The organism is Streptomyces hygroscopicus subsp. hygroscopicus, assembly GCF_030269125.1.
GTDB classification, from domain to species: domain Bacteria; phylum Actinomycetota; class Actinomycetes; order Streptomycetales; family Streptomycetaceae; genus Streptomyces; species Streptomyces hygroscopicus_C.
In genome coordinates this window covers 113,325-128,357 of record NZ_BSSM01000017.1, presented here as the reverse complement: position 1 = coordinate 128,357, position 15,033 = coordinate 113,325, and the positions used below count along the sequence as shown (strand labels likewise).

Sequence of the window (15,033 nt, the reverse complement as noted above, 5' to 3'; positions counted from 1 at the left end):
GCATTCCAATGAGCCGTAAGCAGCAGCGTGGCGAGGCCACCGTCGAACAGCTCCTGGACGCAGCGCTCCGCGTGTACGCGGAGACGGGCGAACAGGGGCTGACGGTTGCCGCGATCACCCGGGCGAGCGGGGTCAGTCTGGGCAGCCTCTACCACCACTTCGGCAGCATCGACGGCCTGCTGGACGCCCTGGTGGACCGGTGGCTCGGGCGCCTGCTCGGGGAGACGCTGGCCGCGCTGGAGCACACGCGTACGGCGCGCACGGGTATCCGGGCGCTGGTCAGGGCGTACCTGGGCTTCGTGCAGGAGCACCGGGCCGCGGCACGGCTGCTGCACTCGGCGCACGCCGACCGCCGGGCCATGGCCGACGGGCGGCGGCTGCGGGACGCGCAGGAGGCCCGCGTCCCGCCCCTCGTCCAGTGGATCCAGGGGTATGTCGAGCGGGGTGAACTCGCGCCGCTGGAACCCCCGTTGATCGAGTCCCTGGTCCTCGGTCCGGTGGTCGGGATCGCCCGACGGTGGCTGTCCGGGATCGACGACGTCGACCTCGACCGGGCGGCCGTTCTCCTGCCCGAGCGGATCTGGCGGGCGGTCGCGGCGGACTCCGGCACCGACTGAGCGGCGACGCCCACGCGGTCACCGTCGGTTAATCAGTCCCCCGTTCGGCCTGACACCCGTTTCGTTGAAATGGTCCGGGCGGGCATGTCCCCGTCGCCTCCCACGGCATTGCCCTGGAGGGGGCCCTATTCAGCAGGGCCCCCTCTTCGATGGGAGACGCGTGCGAATCACTGACATCCAGCGTTGCGGGGTACGGCCGGGACGGCTCGTCGAGTGGACGCTGAGCCCGGCCACCGTGGCGGCGGCGACGCGGTTGCCGGAGGACTCCAGGCCGCCGGCCTACATCCAGGAGTCGCACATCCGCACCGCCAAGTGCGTACGGGACGACGGGCTGTTCGTGCCCACCTGGCTCGGCACCGCCTTCGACCTGCCGGGCCGGGCCGACCTCGACGCGCTCCAGGAGGCACTGCGGACCTGGACGCTGCGGCACGAGACGCTGCGCAGCGGGTTCCGCTGGGCCGGTGACCAACTGCGCCGGTTCACCCTCGATGCCGCCGACGTGTCCCTGCACCGGGAGGAGGCCGGGGACTTCGACGACGCCGGCGCGCTCGTCCGGCATCTCCAGGACCGGTTCGACGCCGTCGCCGACGCCCTGCGCTGGCCCAACCTCATCTACACCGCCGTCGTGCGCGACGACTCCACCAGCGTCTACCTGGCCTTCGACCACAGCAACGTGGACGCCTACTCGCTGACCCGGATCGCCGCCGAGGTGCACGGACTGTACGCCGCGATCAAGGAGGGCCGCCCGGCCGAATCCCCGGCCCCCGCCGCCAGTTACGTCGACTTCTGCGAGATCGAGCGGGCCGACGCGGACCGGCTGGACGGCGGGCACGACACCGTGGCGCGCTGGCGGGAGTTCATCCGGCGCGGCGGCGGCACGCTGCCGGCCTTCCCCGTGGACCTCGGCCTCACGCCCGGCGCGCCGCTGCCCCGGCAGTCGATGCTGTGCGAGCCGCTCGCGGACGCGCGGGCGGCGGCCGCCTTCGAGGCGTACTGCCGGCCGTACGGCGGGAGCCTCGTCGGCGTGCTCGCGGCGACCGCGCTCATCGTGCAGGAGCTGGGCGGGCAGTCGGTGTACCGGACGGTGGTGCCCTTCCACACCCGGGTGCGCTCGCGCTGGACCGACTCGGTGGGCTGGTACGTGGGCGGCGCCCCCATCGAGGTACCGCTGACGGGCACCCGCGGCTTCCCGGACGTCCTGCGGGCCGTACGCGCGGAACTCGGCGCGGCCCGGAAGCTGGCCCGGATGCCGCTGGCCCGGGTGCTGGCGCTGCTCGGCGCGGACTTCCGGCCCACCTCGCCGGACCTGTACTCGATCGTCTCCTACGTCGACACCCGCGCCGTGCCCGGCGCCGAGCGGTGGGAGGACATGCGGGCGCACGCGCTGCTGCGGGTGTCCTACGGCGACCAGGTGTGCGTGTGGGTGAACCGGCAGCACGAGGGGCTGTGGGTGGCCGGCCGCTACCCGGACACCGACGTCGCCGGGAAGAACATGCGCCTGTACGTGGAACGGCTGCGGGACCACATCGCCTCGGCGGGCCACGGTCGCCTGTCGGCGGTGTCGTGAACGCACATCGTTATCCAACCGGGCAACACTGGCCCTGGCACGGAGCAACTACCCCTTTCTACACTGTTGTTGAGGGGGGAGATGCGGTGCACACACGGTTGCACGGGCGGGGGGCGCTCTTCGACGCGGATCCGGCCGGCCTCGCGCCGCGCCTGGTGGGCCTGGTCCCCGGACGCCATCGCGCCCACTCCCTGGAGCACCCGGACGAGCCGCCCTTCGTGGTGCTCACCGGCGCCCGGGGAATGGGCAAGACCGCGGTGCTCGGCGCGCTGCGGGACGCCTACCAGGGGCACACGCCGGTCGCGTTGATCGACTGCGCGGCACGCCAGTTCGCCGAGCCGCCCACGGGGCGGCCGCCCGAGTCCTGGTCGCCGTCGGCCGCGGCGCTGCTGGTGATCGCCGAACAGCTGGCCGAGCCGGTGACCGGCGCGGGGCGGATCGCCTTCCCGCGGCTGATGGCGGGCCTGGTCGCGGTGGCCGCGGGCGGCTGGGGCGACGCCGAGGCGGACCGGATCCGCCGGGAGGTCGAGCGGATCCTGCTGCTGAACGACCGGGGCGGGAAGTTCGGCGCGTTCGCCGGCCGCTGGGCGGGCAAGGTCGCGGCGAAGGTGGTCGCGGCCACCACCCACACCACTCCGCTGGTCTCGGGCGCCATCGAGGCCACCCTGGAGTCCATCGCCGAGGGGTTCACGGGCCACCGGCAGCAGAAGGCGTCCGAGTGGTACCGGTCGTACCCGAACGCGGGTGGCAACGCCCAGCGCGGGCTGATCCTGCTGTCCCAGCACTTCCGCGACGGGGGCGGCTCGCGCGAGCACGCGGAGCGGTACCTGGTCCGGGCCATGCTCGCCGACCTGACCGAGGCGTACACGGGGTTCATGGCGAGGATGCAGCGCCTCGGCCGGCCCTTGGTGCTGCTCGACAACGCCCAGACGACACCGGGCCCCGAGCTGACCGCGGCCGTGCTGCGCGACCGCGCCGAGGGCATCGGCGACCGCGTCGCCTTCGTGGCCGCCCGGCGCGGTGACGGACGCGAGGAGCTGCCCAACGCGGCACGGCGGCAGTTGGCCGAGGTCGCCCGGCGCACCGACTGGGCACCGGACTCGGCTCCCTCCTCGCGCGCCCTGCTGGTCGCGCTGCCCCCGCTCGGGGCCGACGACACCCTGCACATCGTCGGCGCGCTCTGCGCGGACACCGCCGTGCCCTCCCATCTCCCCTCCGCCGCACACCGGTTGACCGGCGGCAACCCGCTCGGCGTCGTGCTGCTCGCCCAGTCGGCCGCGCAGCACCTGCCCGGGGTCACCTCGCTGGGCGAGCTGCTCACCGCGGAGGTCCGGCCGGCCGAGGACCAGCCGGCGCTGCCCGCCCACCAGGCGCTGCTGGACCGGCTGGTGCCGGCCGAGTACCTGGAGGAGCTGACCGTGCTGGCCGCCGCCCACGACCACGGCTCGGCCCGCGCCCTGGCCACGGCGCTGCTGCCGGACACCTTCGGGCCCGCGGACATACGCGCCCTGCAGACCTCGCTCGCCGCGGAGGGGCTGCCCGGCGTGCCGGACCAGTTCGTCGGCGATCCGTTCGTGCGGGCGCTGCTGCTGCTGAGGCTGCATCTGCGCGACGAGGACCACACGTCCTGGCGCCGCGCGCACGAGACGCTGATCGAGCACTACGCGGAGCCGGAGCAGGCGCCCTACCGGCTGCACCACGAACTCGCCCTCGGGGACGCCGAGCCCGCGGTCGCGCGGCTGCGGGACGACTTCGCCACCGCGGACATCCGCGGGTGGCTGCGCACCCTGCGCTTCATCGCGTCCGCGCCCTACTTCCACGCGCACGACGCCGAGGGCCGTGACTTCGGCGGGCGCGGCGACCGGCGGGCCGCGGTCGCGCTCGGGACGACGGACGCCGCCTACCCGGTGCCGCAGGACGTCGACGCCGTACTGCACCTGCGGATACGACGGCTGCTGCACGCCGTGTGGGAGCTGACGGACCCGCTGGTGCTGCCCGACCCGAAGGTGTGCGACCGGCTCCGCTTCGAGCTGGAACAGCTGTCCAATCTGCGCCCCGCGGCGGGCGCGCTGCTGTGGCGGGCCTCCCGGGACTGGCCGGCCGCCGTGCTGGCCGGGCGCCCGCTGGAGGGCCCGGAGGATCCTGAGGACGACGGGCGTGGGGAGGCCTGATGGCGGGCGGGGGCATGGGGAGCTGGGTACGCGAGCACGTGTGGGAGATCCCGCTGCGCCGGTATCTGTCCCTGGCGCTGGCGGCGGTGCTGGTGGCCGCCGGGGTCTTCGGGGTGCGCACCGCGATGCGCGAGGCCCGCCAGTGCGCGCCGGGAGTGTCGCGGCCCGCGGGCGGCGAGGAGTGCCTGGGCGTGGCGACCGGGCCGTACGACTTCGGGCAGGACCAGTTCCACCAGGTGGTGGATTCGATCCGCAAGGAGAACTCCACGCTGGAGCCGGGCAGTTACGTGACGGTGGCGCTGATGCTGCCGTTCACCTCCACCGCGCCGACCGATCTGAACGACATCGAGCACCAGCTCCAGGGCGCCTATCTCGCGCAGTACGCGGCCAACCACGACCCCACCGGGCAGCCCCCGAAGATCCGCCTGGTGCTCGCCAACTCGGGCACGGGCAAGGACAGCTGGAAGCCGACGGTCGATCAGCTGGACCGCATGACCCGGAGCGCGGACCGGCTGCGGGCGGTGGTCGGCATAGGGCAGAGCACCGACCCCAACAAGGACGCCGTCGCGGCACTGACCAAGTACCGCATCCCGGTGGTCGGCTCCTCCATCACCGCCGACGACCTGGCCAACGGACGGCCCGGCAGGAACCCGGACCCCTACCCCGGCCTCGCCCGGGTGGCGCCGACCAACACCGACGAGGCCCGCGCGCTCGCCTCCTTCGCCAAGAAGAACGCGAGCAAGCCCATCCTGGTGTACGACGAGCCGGGCGACCCGTACACGAACTCGCTCAAGCGGTCGCTCACCTCCCTGCTGGACATCTCGTACGACAGACAGCAGTCCTTCGCCCGGTCCGACGCCTCGACGGAGTTCGGGAACATCGTGCCCACGCTGTGCAGCACCACCCAGGGCACCCGCACGATCCTGTTCGCGGGACGGCACGCCCAGCTCCAGCAGTTCATCAACGCGCTGGGCGGCCACAACGGCTGCCCCGGCAACTCCTTCCAGGTCCTCACCGGTGACGAGGCCTCCTACCTCACCTACGACAAGAACCTGGACCGGGACGCCCTGGGGAACAACATCACCCTGCTCTACACGTCCCTCGCCCACCCGGACGCCTGGGCGGAGAACCCGCCGAAGACCGGCGGATCCACGGCGGACTACGACATCCTGAAGGGGCTGCTGGACAACGACAAGCGGAGGCCGATCGGCCCGGTCGCGCTCGACGACGGCCAGCTGATCATCGGCTACGACGCGATGCAGCTCGCGGTGAACGGCATCCACCACTCGGTGCCGCGGGGCGGGACGACGCCCCCTCTCTCGGCTGTCGGACGCGCCTGGTCGCACGTCAGGGGACCGCTGAAGGTGCACGGGGCGAGCGGCTGGATCTGCCTGGACGGGCACGGCAACCCCTATGACAAGGCCGTCCCGATCGTGCGGCTCAACTCGAAGAACGGCACGCAGTTCGTCCAGCTGGCCTGGCCGCAGGGCAAGCCCCCGACCGAGAACTGCCCGATGACCTGAGGGCGGGGCCAGGACGCCTTGCCGGACGCGGGCCGCCGCTCCTCCGCGTCCACCACGGCGCGCTCCGGGAACGCCGGGCGGTCGGTGACCGCGCCCGGCGGCGTCCTGGGAGCGCGGGACCCCCACGACGCCGGGGATCCTCGCCTCGGGGCGGCAGGGGGCGGCGGTACGCGCGGGCACCGGCCGCCCGGCGGGCGTGCCGCGAGCGGTGCACGCCGCCCGGCGTCCGCGGCGGGCACCGGGTTCCGGTGCCCCGCGTCACACCGCCGACCCCAGCACGGTGATCAGTTGTTCGAATTTACGGCGCCAGTCCATGTCCGAGGGGCCCTCGCCCTGGAACTCATGGGTGAAGCGCAGCACGCACTCCGCCGCCCCGTCCCGCTCCAGGTGGAACCGCAGCCGCCCGCCGCCCTCGTCGAGGGTGTACTCCGCGACCCGGTCCACGTCCCAGGCGGTGACCCGCCCCGAGCCGAGGCCCCGCAGCGAGACGGCGCCGTCCAGCCGGGGTTCGAGAGCGCCGACGGCGGTGCACCACGCCCCGATCCCCTCGGGGGTGGCCACCGCCGTCCAGACGTCTTCCATGGGCCTCGGGAGCCGCACCAGGAAGTGCAGTATGTGCGTGTTCCCGTGGGTCTGACTGGTGCCCTGTGCGATGGAACCGCTCATGACTCCAGTGTGGGCGACCCTCGGCTCACACGCCCGCGTAGGAGTGCTTGCCGCTGACGAAGATGTTCACGCCGTAGAAGTTGAACAGCCAGCACGCGAACGCGATCATCGCCAGGTAGGCGGCCTTGCGGCCCTTCCAGCCGGCCGTCGCGCGGGCGTGCAGGTAGCAGGCGTAGGCGACCCAGGTGATGAACGACCAGGTCTCCTTCGGGTCCCAGTTCCAGTAACGGCCCCAGGCGTCGCCCGCCCAGATCGCGCCCGCGATGATCGTGAACGTCCACAGCGGGAAGACGGCCGCGTTGACGCGGTAGGCGAACTTGTCCAGGGACGCGGAGGCGGGCAGCCGCTCCAGGACCGAGGACGCGAAGGAGCCCGGCTTGATCCCGGCCTCCAGCTTGTTCTCGTACGAGTCCTTGAACAGGTACAGGATGGTGGCGACCGCGCCGACGTAGAACACCGCGCCGCAGAAGATCGCGGTGGAGACGTGGATGTACAGCCAGTACGAGTGCAGGGCCGGGACCAGCTGGTCGCTGGCCGTGTAGAGCACGGTCACGGCGAGGCCGAGGAGCAGCAGCACCGTGGTGGTGAGGAACAGGCCCAGCCAGCGCACGTTCTTCTTCAGACCCAGCAGCGCCAGGTACACGCCCACGGCGACCGCGGTGAACGTGATGCTGAACTCGTACATGTTGCCCCACGGCGCCCGCTGCACCGAGGCCGCGCGGGCGACCACACCGGCCAGCTGCACCACGAAGGCCAGCACGGTCAGCGACACGGCGATCCGGCCGTACAGGTCGCCCTGGACGTCCCCGCCGTGCGCGCCGGGCCCGTCCGGCACGTCGCGGGAACCGGTCGCCGAGCGGACGACGACCTTCGGACGCTCCAGCACGGCGGTGCCGCCCGCCTTCTGGACGGTGACGGCGGGGCGGCTCACCCGCTGGACGGTGTCGGCGGCGCCGGCGGTGAGCGCGTTGGCGGTACGGCCCACCTTGCTGCGACTACCGAAGATCCATTCGGCGATGTAGGCGAAGAACGCCAGGGTGTAGACGGCCATCGCGGAGTAGATGAGCGTGTTGCTCATGCTCGCGAGATGCTCGTTGGTCGCGACGGCCAACTGTGTTGCGGCGGCGAGAGTCACTTCTCAGCCCCTTCGGCAGGTACGACGTGAGGGTCGGGGGAGGTGGAAGGGTCGTCGTCGGGGTCGGGTGTCCCCGGCGCCTGGTCGTAGAGGATTCCGGCGAGGTCGCCCAGTTCCTCCGGCAGCTTCGCGGACTCGCTGCGGCCGAGCCCGGCCATCTCGACGACCGTCACGCCGTCGGCACCGCGCACCGCCCGCACCCACACGCGGCGGCGCTGGATGAACAGGGACGCGGCCAGGCCGAAGATGGCGGCGAGCGCGCCGGCCAGGGCCCAGGCGCTGCCCGGCTCCTGGACGATCTCGAAGCCGGCCCACTGCTTGACGTCCTTCTCGAAGGTGATCGAGCCGGCGCCGTTCGGCAGCGTCAGGGTGTCGCCGGGCTTGAGCAGCTTCTTCAGCAGCTGTCCGTTGTCGTCCTTGAACGCCTTCATGTGGGTCTTGTCGAGCTGGTACACGCTCTGCGGGATGCCCGCGTCCACGCCCAGGTCGCCGTGGTAGGCGTTCACCGCGAGCAGCGGGTTCACCAGCGCGGGGAACTGCGACAGCATCGTGCCGGCCTTCGGGTCGAAGGTGGGCACGAAGAACGCCTGGAAGCCGAGCTGCTCGGTCTTGCCCTGCGGGTTCGTGTAGCCGTCCATCACCTTGACCACGCCGTTGGACGTGACGTTGCCGTCGAGCGGCAGCAGGGGCACGGCGTCCTTGTAGACGATCTTGCCCTTGCCGTCGCGGACCGTGACGACGGGGGCGTAGCCGTGGCTGACGAGGTAGACCTTGGAGTCGCCGATGTGCAGCGGCTCGTTGACCTTGATGGTCGTCGTCTTCCGCGCGCCGTCCGCCCCCACGCTGTAGTCGATCTTCGCCTGGTAGGTGCGGGGCGTGCCCCGGTTGGGCCCGCTGACCTCGTAGGTGCCGGTGAACTTCTTCAGGTCGAAGCTGAAGGGCACCAGCTCGTCCGGCTGGAACAGGCTGCCCGACTTGAAGTCGTCGTACATCGGCAGCGCGTTGGAGAAGCCGTCGCCCTCCACCATCAGCTTGGTGCCGTCCGACTTGTACATCTGTCCCCAGGCGAAGGAGATCAGCAGCACGATCAGGGCGACGTGGAAGACCAGGTTGCCCAGTTCACGCACATAGCCCTTCTCGGCGGCGACCGCGTCGCCCTCGGTGTGGGCGCGGAAGCGGCGCTTGCGCAGCAGCGCGAGCGCGGCCGCGCGCACCTCCTCGGGCTCGGCCGTCGTACGCCACGTCGTGTACGCGGGCAGCCGGGTGAGCCGCTTGGGCGCGCCCGGCGGACGGCCGCGCAGCTGGCCGACGAACTGCCAGGTGCGCGGCACGATGCAGCCGATGAGGGAGATGAACAGCAGGATGTAGATCGCGGAGAACCACACCGAGCTGTAGACGTGGAACAGGCCGAGCTTGTCGTAGACCGGCGCCAGCGACTTGTGCATGTCCTTGAAGGCGTCGACCTTGTTGACGTCGGCGCCGGTCTGCGGGATCAGCGAGCCGGGGATCGCGGCGAGCGACAGCAGCAGGAGCAGCAGCAGCGCGACCCGCATGGACGTCAGCTGCCGCCAGAACCAGCGGATCCAGCCGACGACCCCGAGGGCGGGCATGCCGGAGAGTGTCTCCTCGGGCGGGGCGGTGGACAGCTGGGAGCCGGCGGCGCCGAGCTCCTCCTGGTCCCGGCCGGCGTCGGTTTCGGTCTTGCTCATCGATCAGATCCCCACAGTGAAGCCGTTGGACCAGGTCTGCATCTGCTGCACCAGACTGTCCCAGGCACCGGTCAGCAGCAGCACACCGGTCACGATCATCATCGTGCCGCCGATGCGCATCACCCACACATAGTGGCGTTTGACCCAGCCGAAGGCGCCCAGGGCCTTGCGGAAGGCCACGGCCGCCAGGACGAAGGGGACGCCGAGGCCCAGGCAGTAGGCGATCATCAGGACGGCCCCGCGCCCGGCGCTCGACTCCTGCATCGCCAGCATGTTCACCGACGCGAGGGTCGGACCGATGCAGGGCGTCCAGCCGATCCCGAACAGCGCGCCCACTATCGGCGCGCCGACCAGGCCGGTGGAGGGGCGCTTGTGGAAGCGGAACTCGCGCTGGGTGAACCAGGGCATCAGCCCCATGAAGAAGACGCCCATGAGGACCATGACGACGCCGAGCACCTTGGACAGCGTCTCCTTGTGCTCCTGGAGGGTCCAGCCGAAGGACCCGAACAGCGCACCGCCGGAGACGAACACCGCGCTGAAGCCGAGCACGAACAGGGCGGCGCCGGCCACCATGCGCCCCCGCCGGGCCTCGGCCAGGTCGGTGCCGACCACGCCGGTGACGTAGGAGAGGTAGCCGGGCACCAGCGGCAGCACGCAGGGCGAGAAGAAGGAGACGAGGCCGCCGAGCAGGGCCACGGGCAGCGCGACCAGCAGTGCCCCGTGGAGCACTGTCTGGTTGTTCGCGGCCAGCGTCATCGTCTGGCCCAGCGTCACGGTCGCGACCACGTCACTTCTCCGCGACGACCGGCTTGAGCATCTTCAGCAGCGTGGTGTCGTCCAGCGCCTCCAGGGCTCGCGCGGCGACCTTCCCGTGCCGGTCGATGACGAGCGTGGAGGGGATCAGCTGGGGGTTCAGGGTGCCCTTCTTGAAGCGCAGCATGAGCTTGCCCGTGGGGTCGTACAGGCTCGGGTAGGTGATCCCGTGCGACTTCTCGAACTCGACCGCGGGAGTCGTGCTGGTGTCACGGGTGTTGATCCCGACGAACTGCACGCCCTTGCCCTCGTACGCCTTGGACACCTTGGCGAAGTACTGGGCCTCTTCCCGGCAGGGGCTGCACCACGAGCCCCAGACGTTGATGACGACGACCTGGCCCTTGTAGTCGGCCACGTCCAGGTTCTTGCCGTCGATCGTCCTGCCGGACAGGTCCGGGGCCGCGGCGCGCTCGTTCGCCGGCGCGGTGTCGATGCCGTTGTTGCCGGTGACGAAGTTGGTGTTGCCGCCGCCGCCCGAAGTGCCGCCCTTACCGCACGCGGACAGGGACAGGGCCGCGGTGACGGCCACAGCGCTGAGCAGGACGGCGCGGCTACGGGTACTCATGTGAAAAGTTTCGCATGTCGCTCCCGGGGTTCTCGCGCACCCCCCCTGCGGTGCGGAAAACCGCATTTCAGGAGCTATTTACACGGGACATTTCGGGCGGCGGCCATCTGCGGGCACGTCAGGCGAGGAACGTCTTCCAGCCACCCACGGGCTGCTGCCCGACCCCCAGCGTGCGCAGCTTGGCGAGCACCTCGGGCTTCTGGACGTCGATCCAGTCCACGAACTCCTTGAAGGAGACGAGCCGCACGTCGGCGCCCTTGTCCCGCTGGGCGGCGATGTGCTTGAAGGCCTCCTCGACGGAGTCCATGTAGATGCCGCCGTTCCACTGCTCGAAGTGGTTGCCGACGAAGAACGGCGCCCGGTTCGTCTCGTAGGCCCGCTGGAAGCCGGCGACGTACGCCGCCGCGGACTGCTTGCGCCAGCCCGGGTAGTTGTAGGCGGGCGCCTTGGTGGTGTTCACGGACTGGTTCGCCAGCATGTTGTAGTCCATGGACAGCACTTCGAAGCTGCGCCCTGGGAACGGCACCTGCTGCAACGGCAGGTCCCAGATCCCCCGCCGCTTCACCGGCCACACCTGGAGGCCGCCCGGGGACGAGGCGTCGTAACGCCAGCCCAGCTCGCGGGCGGTGGGCAGCAGGTTGTCCTGGCCCAGCAGACAGGGGGTACGGCCGCCGGCCAGTTCCTTGTCGTAGTCGAAGGGGAGCGCGGGCAGGTCGTGCCAGCCGGTGTTGGTCTTCCACTCCTTGACGAAGGACTTCGCCTGCTCGATCTCGCTCCGCCACTGCTGTGGCGTCCACCACTTGACCGAACCGTGCGTCTCGCCGCAGAAGTGCCCGTTGAAGTGGGTGCCTATCTCGTGGCCCTCCAGCCACGCCCGGTGGACGTTGGCGAGGGTGGCCTTGACGTGCTCGTCGGTGAGGTAGCCGATGGCGGAGGCGCCGCGCGGGTTGTTCGGAGGCTCGTACATCCGCTTCTTGCCCTCGGGGAGCAGGTACAGCCCCGAGAGGAAGAAGGTCATGTGCGCGCCGTGTTCCTTGGCGAGGTCCAGGAAGCGCGGGAAGAGGCCGTTGCCGACCTCGCCGGCGCCGTCCCAGGAGAAGACGACGAACTGCGGAGGGGTCTGCCCCGGCTCCAGCGGCTCGGGCTTCGCGGGCCGGCCCGGCTGCTTGCCGGTGAAGGAGGTGGAGCCGTCGCCGATCAGTTTGGCCGGCCGGCCCTTGCCGCCCTGCACCTGACGGGAACCGCCCGTGTGCCCGTCGCCGTCCGACGATGTGAGGCTTCCGCAGCCGGACAGCGTGGCGGCGGCCGCCGCACCCGCGCCGAGGCCGAGCATTCCCCTGCGGGAGAGGTTCCGGGAGACGGTGCGCATGAAGAATCCCCGATTCGTCGCGCGTGCTGGTGGTCACCCAGACAGAGGGCGCGACGATCGGGGCGGTTCCGTGAACTTGTATGTTTTTCGTAATAGTCCAGGCAAAAGTGCCCTAAGCGCCGTCGCGGGTCAGGCGCCGAAGGCCTTGCCGCCGCCCTTCTGCGGCTGGGCCCCGGCCCGCAGGTGCGCGGGCACCAGATCGATGGCGGGCTCGCTGTAGCCCACGGACACGATCTTGTCGCCGAGGTAGGTGAAGGTCGTCAGCGACGCCAGGGTGCACTGACGCTTGCGCGGATCGTGCCACAGCCGCCGCCGCTCGACGTACGACCGCACGATCCACACCGGCAGCTGATGACTGACCAGCACCGCCTCGTGGCCGCGCGCCTGGTCCTTGGCCGCGTTCAACGCGCCCATCATCCGTACGACCTGGTCCACGTAGGGCTCGCCCCAGGACGGCCGGAACGGGTTGACGAGGTGCTTCCAGTTCTCCGGCCGCCGGAGCGCGCCGTCGCCCACGCCGAAGGTCTTGCCCTGGAAGACGTTCTCGGCCTCGATCAGCCGCTCGTCGGTGTCCAGGTCGAGGCCGTGCGCCTTGGCGATCGGGGTGGCGGTCTCCTGCGCCCGCTCCAGCGGGGAGGCGCAGACGTAGGTGATGTCGCGCGGGGCGAGGTGCTCGGCGACCCGGTCGGCCATCCGCCGCCCCAGCTCGGAGAGGTGGTAGCCGGGCAGCCGGCCGTACAGCACGCCGCTCGGGTTCTCCACCTCCCCGTGACGCATGAGATGGACGACGGTGACGTCCTTGGCGCTGCCGCTCACGCTGTCTCCGATGGTCACGCGGTGGCCTCCGCAGCCGCACGGGCCGCCGCCGGAAGGGCGTCGGCGATCTTCTGGACGGCCCGCTCGTCATGGGCCGTGGACACGAACCAGGACTCGAAGGACGACGGCGGCAGGTAGACGCCGTTCGACAGCAGCGAGTGGAAGAACGCGGTGAAGCGGTACGACTCCTGCCGCTTGGCGTCCTCGTAGTTGCGCACCTGACGGTCGGTGAAGAACACGGAGAACATGTTGGACGCGTTCTGCAGCCGGTGCGCCACGCCCTCCTTGCTCAGCGCCTCGGTGACCAGGGACTGGATCTGCGCGGAGACGGCGTCGACGGTGTCGTACGCCGCCTCGTCCAGCAGCCGCAGCTGCGCGACGCCGGCGGCGGTGGCGACGGGGTTCCCGGAGAGGGTGCCGGCCTGGTAGACGGGCCCGGCGGGCGCGAGATGCGCCATGACGTCCGCCCGGCCGCCGAAGGCGGCGGCGGGGAACCCGCCGCCCATCACCTTGCCGAAGGTCATCAGGTCGGGCTTGACCCCGTCGACGCCGTACCAGCCGGCGCGGCTGGTACGGAAGCCGGTCATGACCTCGTCGGAGATGTAGAGGGCGCCGTTCTTGTGGCAGGCGTCCCTGAGGCCCTGGTTGAACCCGGGGGCCGGCGGCACGACACCCATGTTGCCCGGCGATGCCTCGGTGATCACGCAGGCGATCTCGCCGGGGTGGCGGTGGAACGCCTCCTGCACGGCCTCCAGGTCGTTGTACGGCAGCACGATCGTGTCGCTCGCCTGGGCACCGGTGACCCCGGGGGTGTCGGGCAGCGCGAAGGTGGCCACGCCGGAGCCCGCGGCGGCCAGCAGGGCGTCCACGTGCCCGTGGTAGCAGCCGGCGAACTTGATCACCTTGGACCGCCCGGTGAAGCCGCGGGCGAGCCGGATGGCGCTCATGGTCGCCTCGGTGCCGCTGCTGACCAGCCGTACCTGCTCCACGGGCTCGACCCGGGCGACGATCTCCTCGGCGAGCGCGACCTCGCCCTCGCCGGGGGTGCCGAAGCTCGTACCGCGGGCGACGGCCTCCTGGACGGCGGCGATGACCTCGGGGTGCGCGTGGCCGAGGATCATCGGACCCCAGGAGCAGACGAGGTCGACGTACTCCCGCCCGTCGGCGTCGGTGAGGTAGGGGCCACGGCCGGACACCATGAAGCGGGGCGTGCCGCCGACGGCGCGGAAGGCGCGCACCGGGGAGTTCACACCCCCGGGCGTGACGGCGGAGGCACGGTCGAAGAGCGCCTGGGAGACGGGCGCGTCGTAGGGATAGGGCGTTTCGCTCAGGGCGCTCATGACGTGCGGCTTCTCCGGCTTCTCGGACTCCGGTTGCAGGGTGACCTCCTCAGGGTAGGCCGCCGACCGGGTGTGGTGACGGCCCGCCCGCGGTTCCGCGCCGCTCCGGTCCGCCATCTGCGAGACTGAGACCTGACACACACAGCTCCTGGGCACGGAAGGATCAGGGACCGGGCGGATCCCCGTGGACTGTTGTTCCACCGCACGTTTCGGCGGGCGGCCGTGGGGGAGGTCACTGACACGATGATCGGGTTGCGCGGCGGGGGCCACGCGTCCTAGAAAAGCAGTCGGGTGGAGATATGCATCGCGGTGGCGGACTGGGCGAGGGGACCGATGACCTCGGTCCTCGACGTGCCCGGCGGGGAAGGCACCGGCGCGAAGCGGAGGAAGCGACCGAAGCACGGCACACACAGGGTGCGGCGGCTGAGCCCGAGCGGTACGAGCGGCAGGGCGAGCGTCTGCACGACCAGCAGACCGAGCGGGGCGCCGAGCGGCCGGTGGACGTCCCGAGAGAGGTTCGGGGAGATCGGACGGCGGACTTTCCCAGAGACCTCCGGGCGGACCGGGCCGCGGACTTCCCCAGAGACCTTCGGGGGGACCGGGTCGCGGACCGCGCGGCGGACCTTCCGCGGAACGTGGGCGGCGGCCCTTCGGACCTCCCCCGTACCCCGGACCGTGCGGCGGACCTTCCGCGGAACGTGGCCGACGGCCCGTCGGGCCTCCCCCGGGACCTCCCCCAGGA

12 protein-coding genes are annotated in these 15,033 nt (G+C 71.3%); 4 read left to right on the top strand and 8 right to left on the bottom strand.

Translation table 11 applies throughout. From position 1 onward, the window contains the following. The first annotated feature begins 8 nt into the window (after window positions 1-8). The 4 genes from QSK45_RS30975 (at window position 9) to QSK45_RS30960 (ending at window position 5,878) form a co-directional block, all read left to right on the top strand. Window positions 9-617 carry a TetR/AcrR family transcriptional regulator gene (locus tag QSK45_RS30975; protein ID WP_285562198.1) on the top strand — a complete coding sequence of 203 codons (609 nt, stop codon included), beginning with the start codon at window positions 9-11 and terminating at the stop codon, window positions 615-617. 160 nt (window positions 618-777) lie between these two features. Beyond that, the gene (locus QSK45_RS30970) at window positions 778-2,184 is read left to right on the top strand and encodes a condensation domain-containing protein (RefSeq protein WP_285562197.1); all 1,407 of its coding nucleotides are present in this window, start codon (window positions 778-780) and stop codon (window positions 2,182-2,184) included. Window positions 2,185-2,270: 86 nt separating this feature from the next. Next, window positions 2,271-4,355 (top strand): hypothetical protein, encoded by a 2,085-nt coding sequence (locus QSK45_RS30965; protein WP_285562196.1) that lies wholly within the window; start codon window positions 2,271-2,273, stop codon window positions 4,353-4,355. Continuing rightward, window positions 4,355-5,878, top strand: coding sequence for a type 1 periplasmic-binding domain-containing protein (locus QSK45_RS30960; protein ID WP_285562195.1), 1,524 nt, complete (start codon window positions 4,355-4,357; stop codon window positions 5,876-5,878). Before QSK45_RS30965 ends, QSK45_RS30960 begins: the two co-directional genes overlap by 1 nt. A 258-nt stretch (window positions 5,879-6,136) precedes the next feature. Here QSK45_RS30960 and QSK45_RS30955 read toward each other — a convergent pair whose 3' ends face one another. The 8 genes from QSK45_RS30955 to hemL form a co-directional block, all read right to left on the bottom strand. Then, window positions 6,137-6,544, bottom strand: coding sequence for an SRPBCC family protein (locus QSK45_RS30955; RefSeq protein WP_285562194.1), 408 nt, complete (start codon window positions 6,542-6,544; stop codon window positions 6,137-6,139). Window positions 6,545-6,569: 25 nt separating this feature from the next. Further along, window positions 6,570-7,679: a c-type cytochrome biogenesis protein CcsB gene (gene ccsB, locus QSK45_RS30950; protein WP_285562193.1), complete on the bottom strand. Its 1,110-nt coding sequence runs from the start codon at window positions 7,677-7,679 to the stop codon at window positions 6,570-6,572. Then, window positions 7,676-9,388 (bottom strand): cytochrome c biogenesis protein ResB, encoded by a 1,713-nt coding sequence (resB, locus tag QSK45_RS30945; RefSeq protein WP_285562192.1) that lies wholly within the window; start codon window positions 9,386-9,388, stop codon window positions 7,676-7,678. Before resB ends, ccsB begins: the two co-directional genes overlap by 4 nt. 3 nt (window positions 9,389-9,391) lie before the next feature. Next, window positions 9,392-10,144 (bottom strand): cytochrome c biogenesis CcdA family protein, encoded by a 753-nt coding sequence (locus tag QSK45_RS30940; RefSeq protein ID WP_285562270.1) that lies wholly within the window; start codon window positions 10,142-10,144, stop codon window positions 9,392-9,394. A 31-nt stretch (window positions 10,145-10,175) separates the two neighbouring features. Next, window positions 10,176-10,766 carry a TlpA family protein disulfide reductase gene (locus tag QSK45_RS30935; protein WP_285562191.1) on the bottom strand — a complete coding sequence of 197 codons (591 nt, stop codon included), beginning with the start codon at window positions 10,764-10,766 and terminating at the stop codon, window positions 10,176-10,178. A gap of 118 nt (window positions 10,767-10,884) precedes the next feature. Continuing rightward, on the bottom strand, window positions 10,885-12,135 hold the full coding sequence (locus QSK45_RS30930; protein WP_285562190.1) for a polysaccharide deacetylase family protein: 1,251 nt from the start codon (window positions 12,133-12,135) through the stop codon (window positions 10,885-10,887). A gap of 129 nt (window positions 12,136-12,264) precedes the next feature. Then, window positions 12,265-12,912 carry a histidine phosphatase family protein gene (locus QSK45_RS30925; RefSeq protein WP_285562269.1) on the bottom strand — a complete coding sequence of 216 codons (648 nt, stop codon included), beginning with the start codon at window positions 12,910-12,912 and terminating at the stop codon, window positions 12,265-12,267. A gap of 53 nt (window positions 12,913-12,965) precedes the next feature. Then, complete coding sequence (gene hemL / locus QSK45_RS30920) at window positions 12,966-14,282, bottom strand: glutamate-1-semialdehyde 2,1-aminomutase (RefSeq protein ID WP_285562268.1); 1,317 nt, start codon at window positions 14,280-14,282, stop codon at window positions 12,966-12,968. Window positions 14,283-15,033 lie beyond the last annotated feature (751 nt).

Coding starts and splice junctions, on each gene's coding strand:
- QSK45_RS30975 (WP_285562198.1), top strand. CDS start 9: ATGAGCCGTAAGCAGCAGCGTGGCGAGGCCACCGTCGAACAGCTCCTG.
- QSK45_RS30960 (WP_285562195.1), top strand. CDS start 4,355: ATGGCGGGCGGGGGCATGGGGAGCTGGGTACGCGAGCACGTGTGGGAG.
- QSK45_RS30955 (WP_285562194.1), bottom strand. CDS start 6,544: ATGAGCGGTTCCATCGCACAGGGCACCAGTCAGACCCACGGGAACACG.
- resB (WP_285562192.1), bottom strand. CDS start 9,388: ATGAGCAAGACCGAAACCGACGCCGGCCGGGACCAGGAGGAGCTCGGC.
- QSK45_RS30940 (WP_285562270.1), bottom strand. CDS start 10,144: ATGACGCTGGCCGCGAACAACCAGACAGTGCTCCACGGGGCACTGCTG.
- QSK45_RS30935 (WP_285562191.1), bottom strand. CDS start 10,766: ATGAGTACCCGTAGCCGCGCCGTCCTGCTCAGCGCTGTGGCCGTCACC.
- QSK45_RS30930 (WP_285562190.1), bottom strand. CDS start 12,135: ATGCGCACCGTCTCCCGGAACCTCTCCCGCAGGGGAATGCTCGGCCTC.
- QSK45_RS30925 (WP_285562269.1), bottom strand. CDS start 12,912: ATGCGTCACGGGGAGGTGGAGAACCCGAGCGGCGTGCTGTACGGCCGG.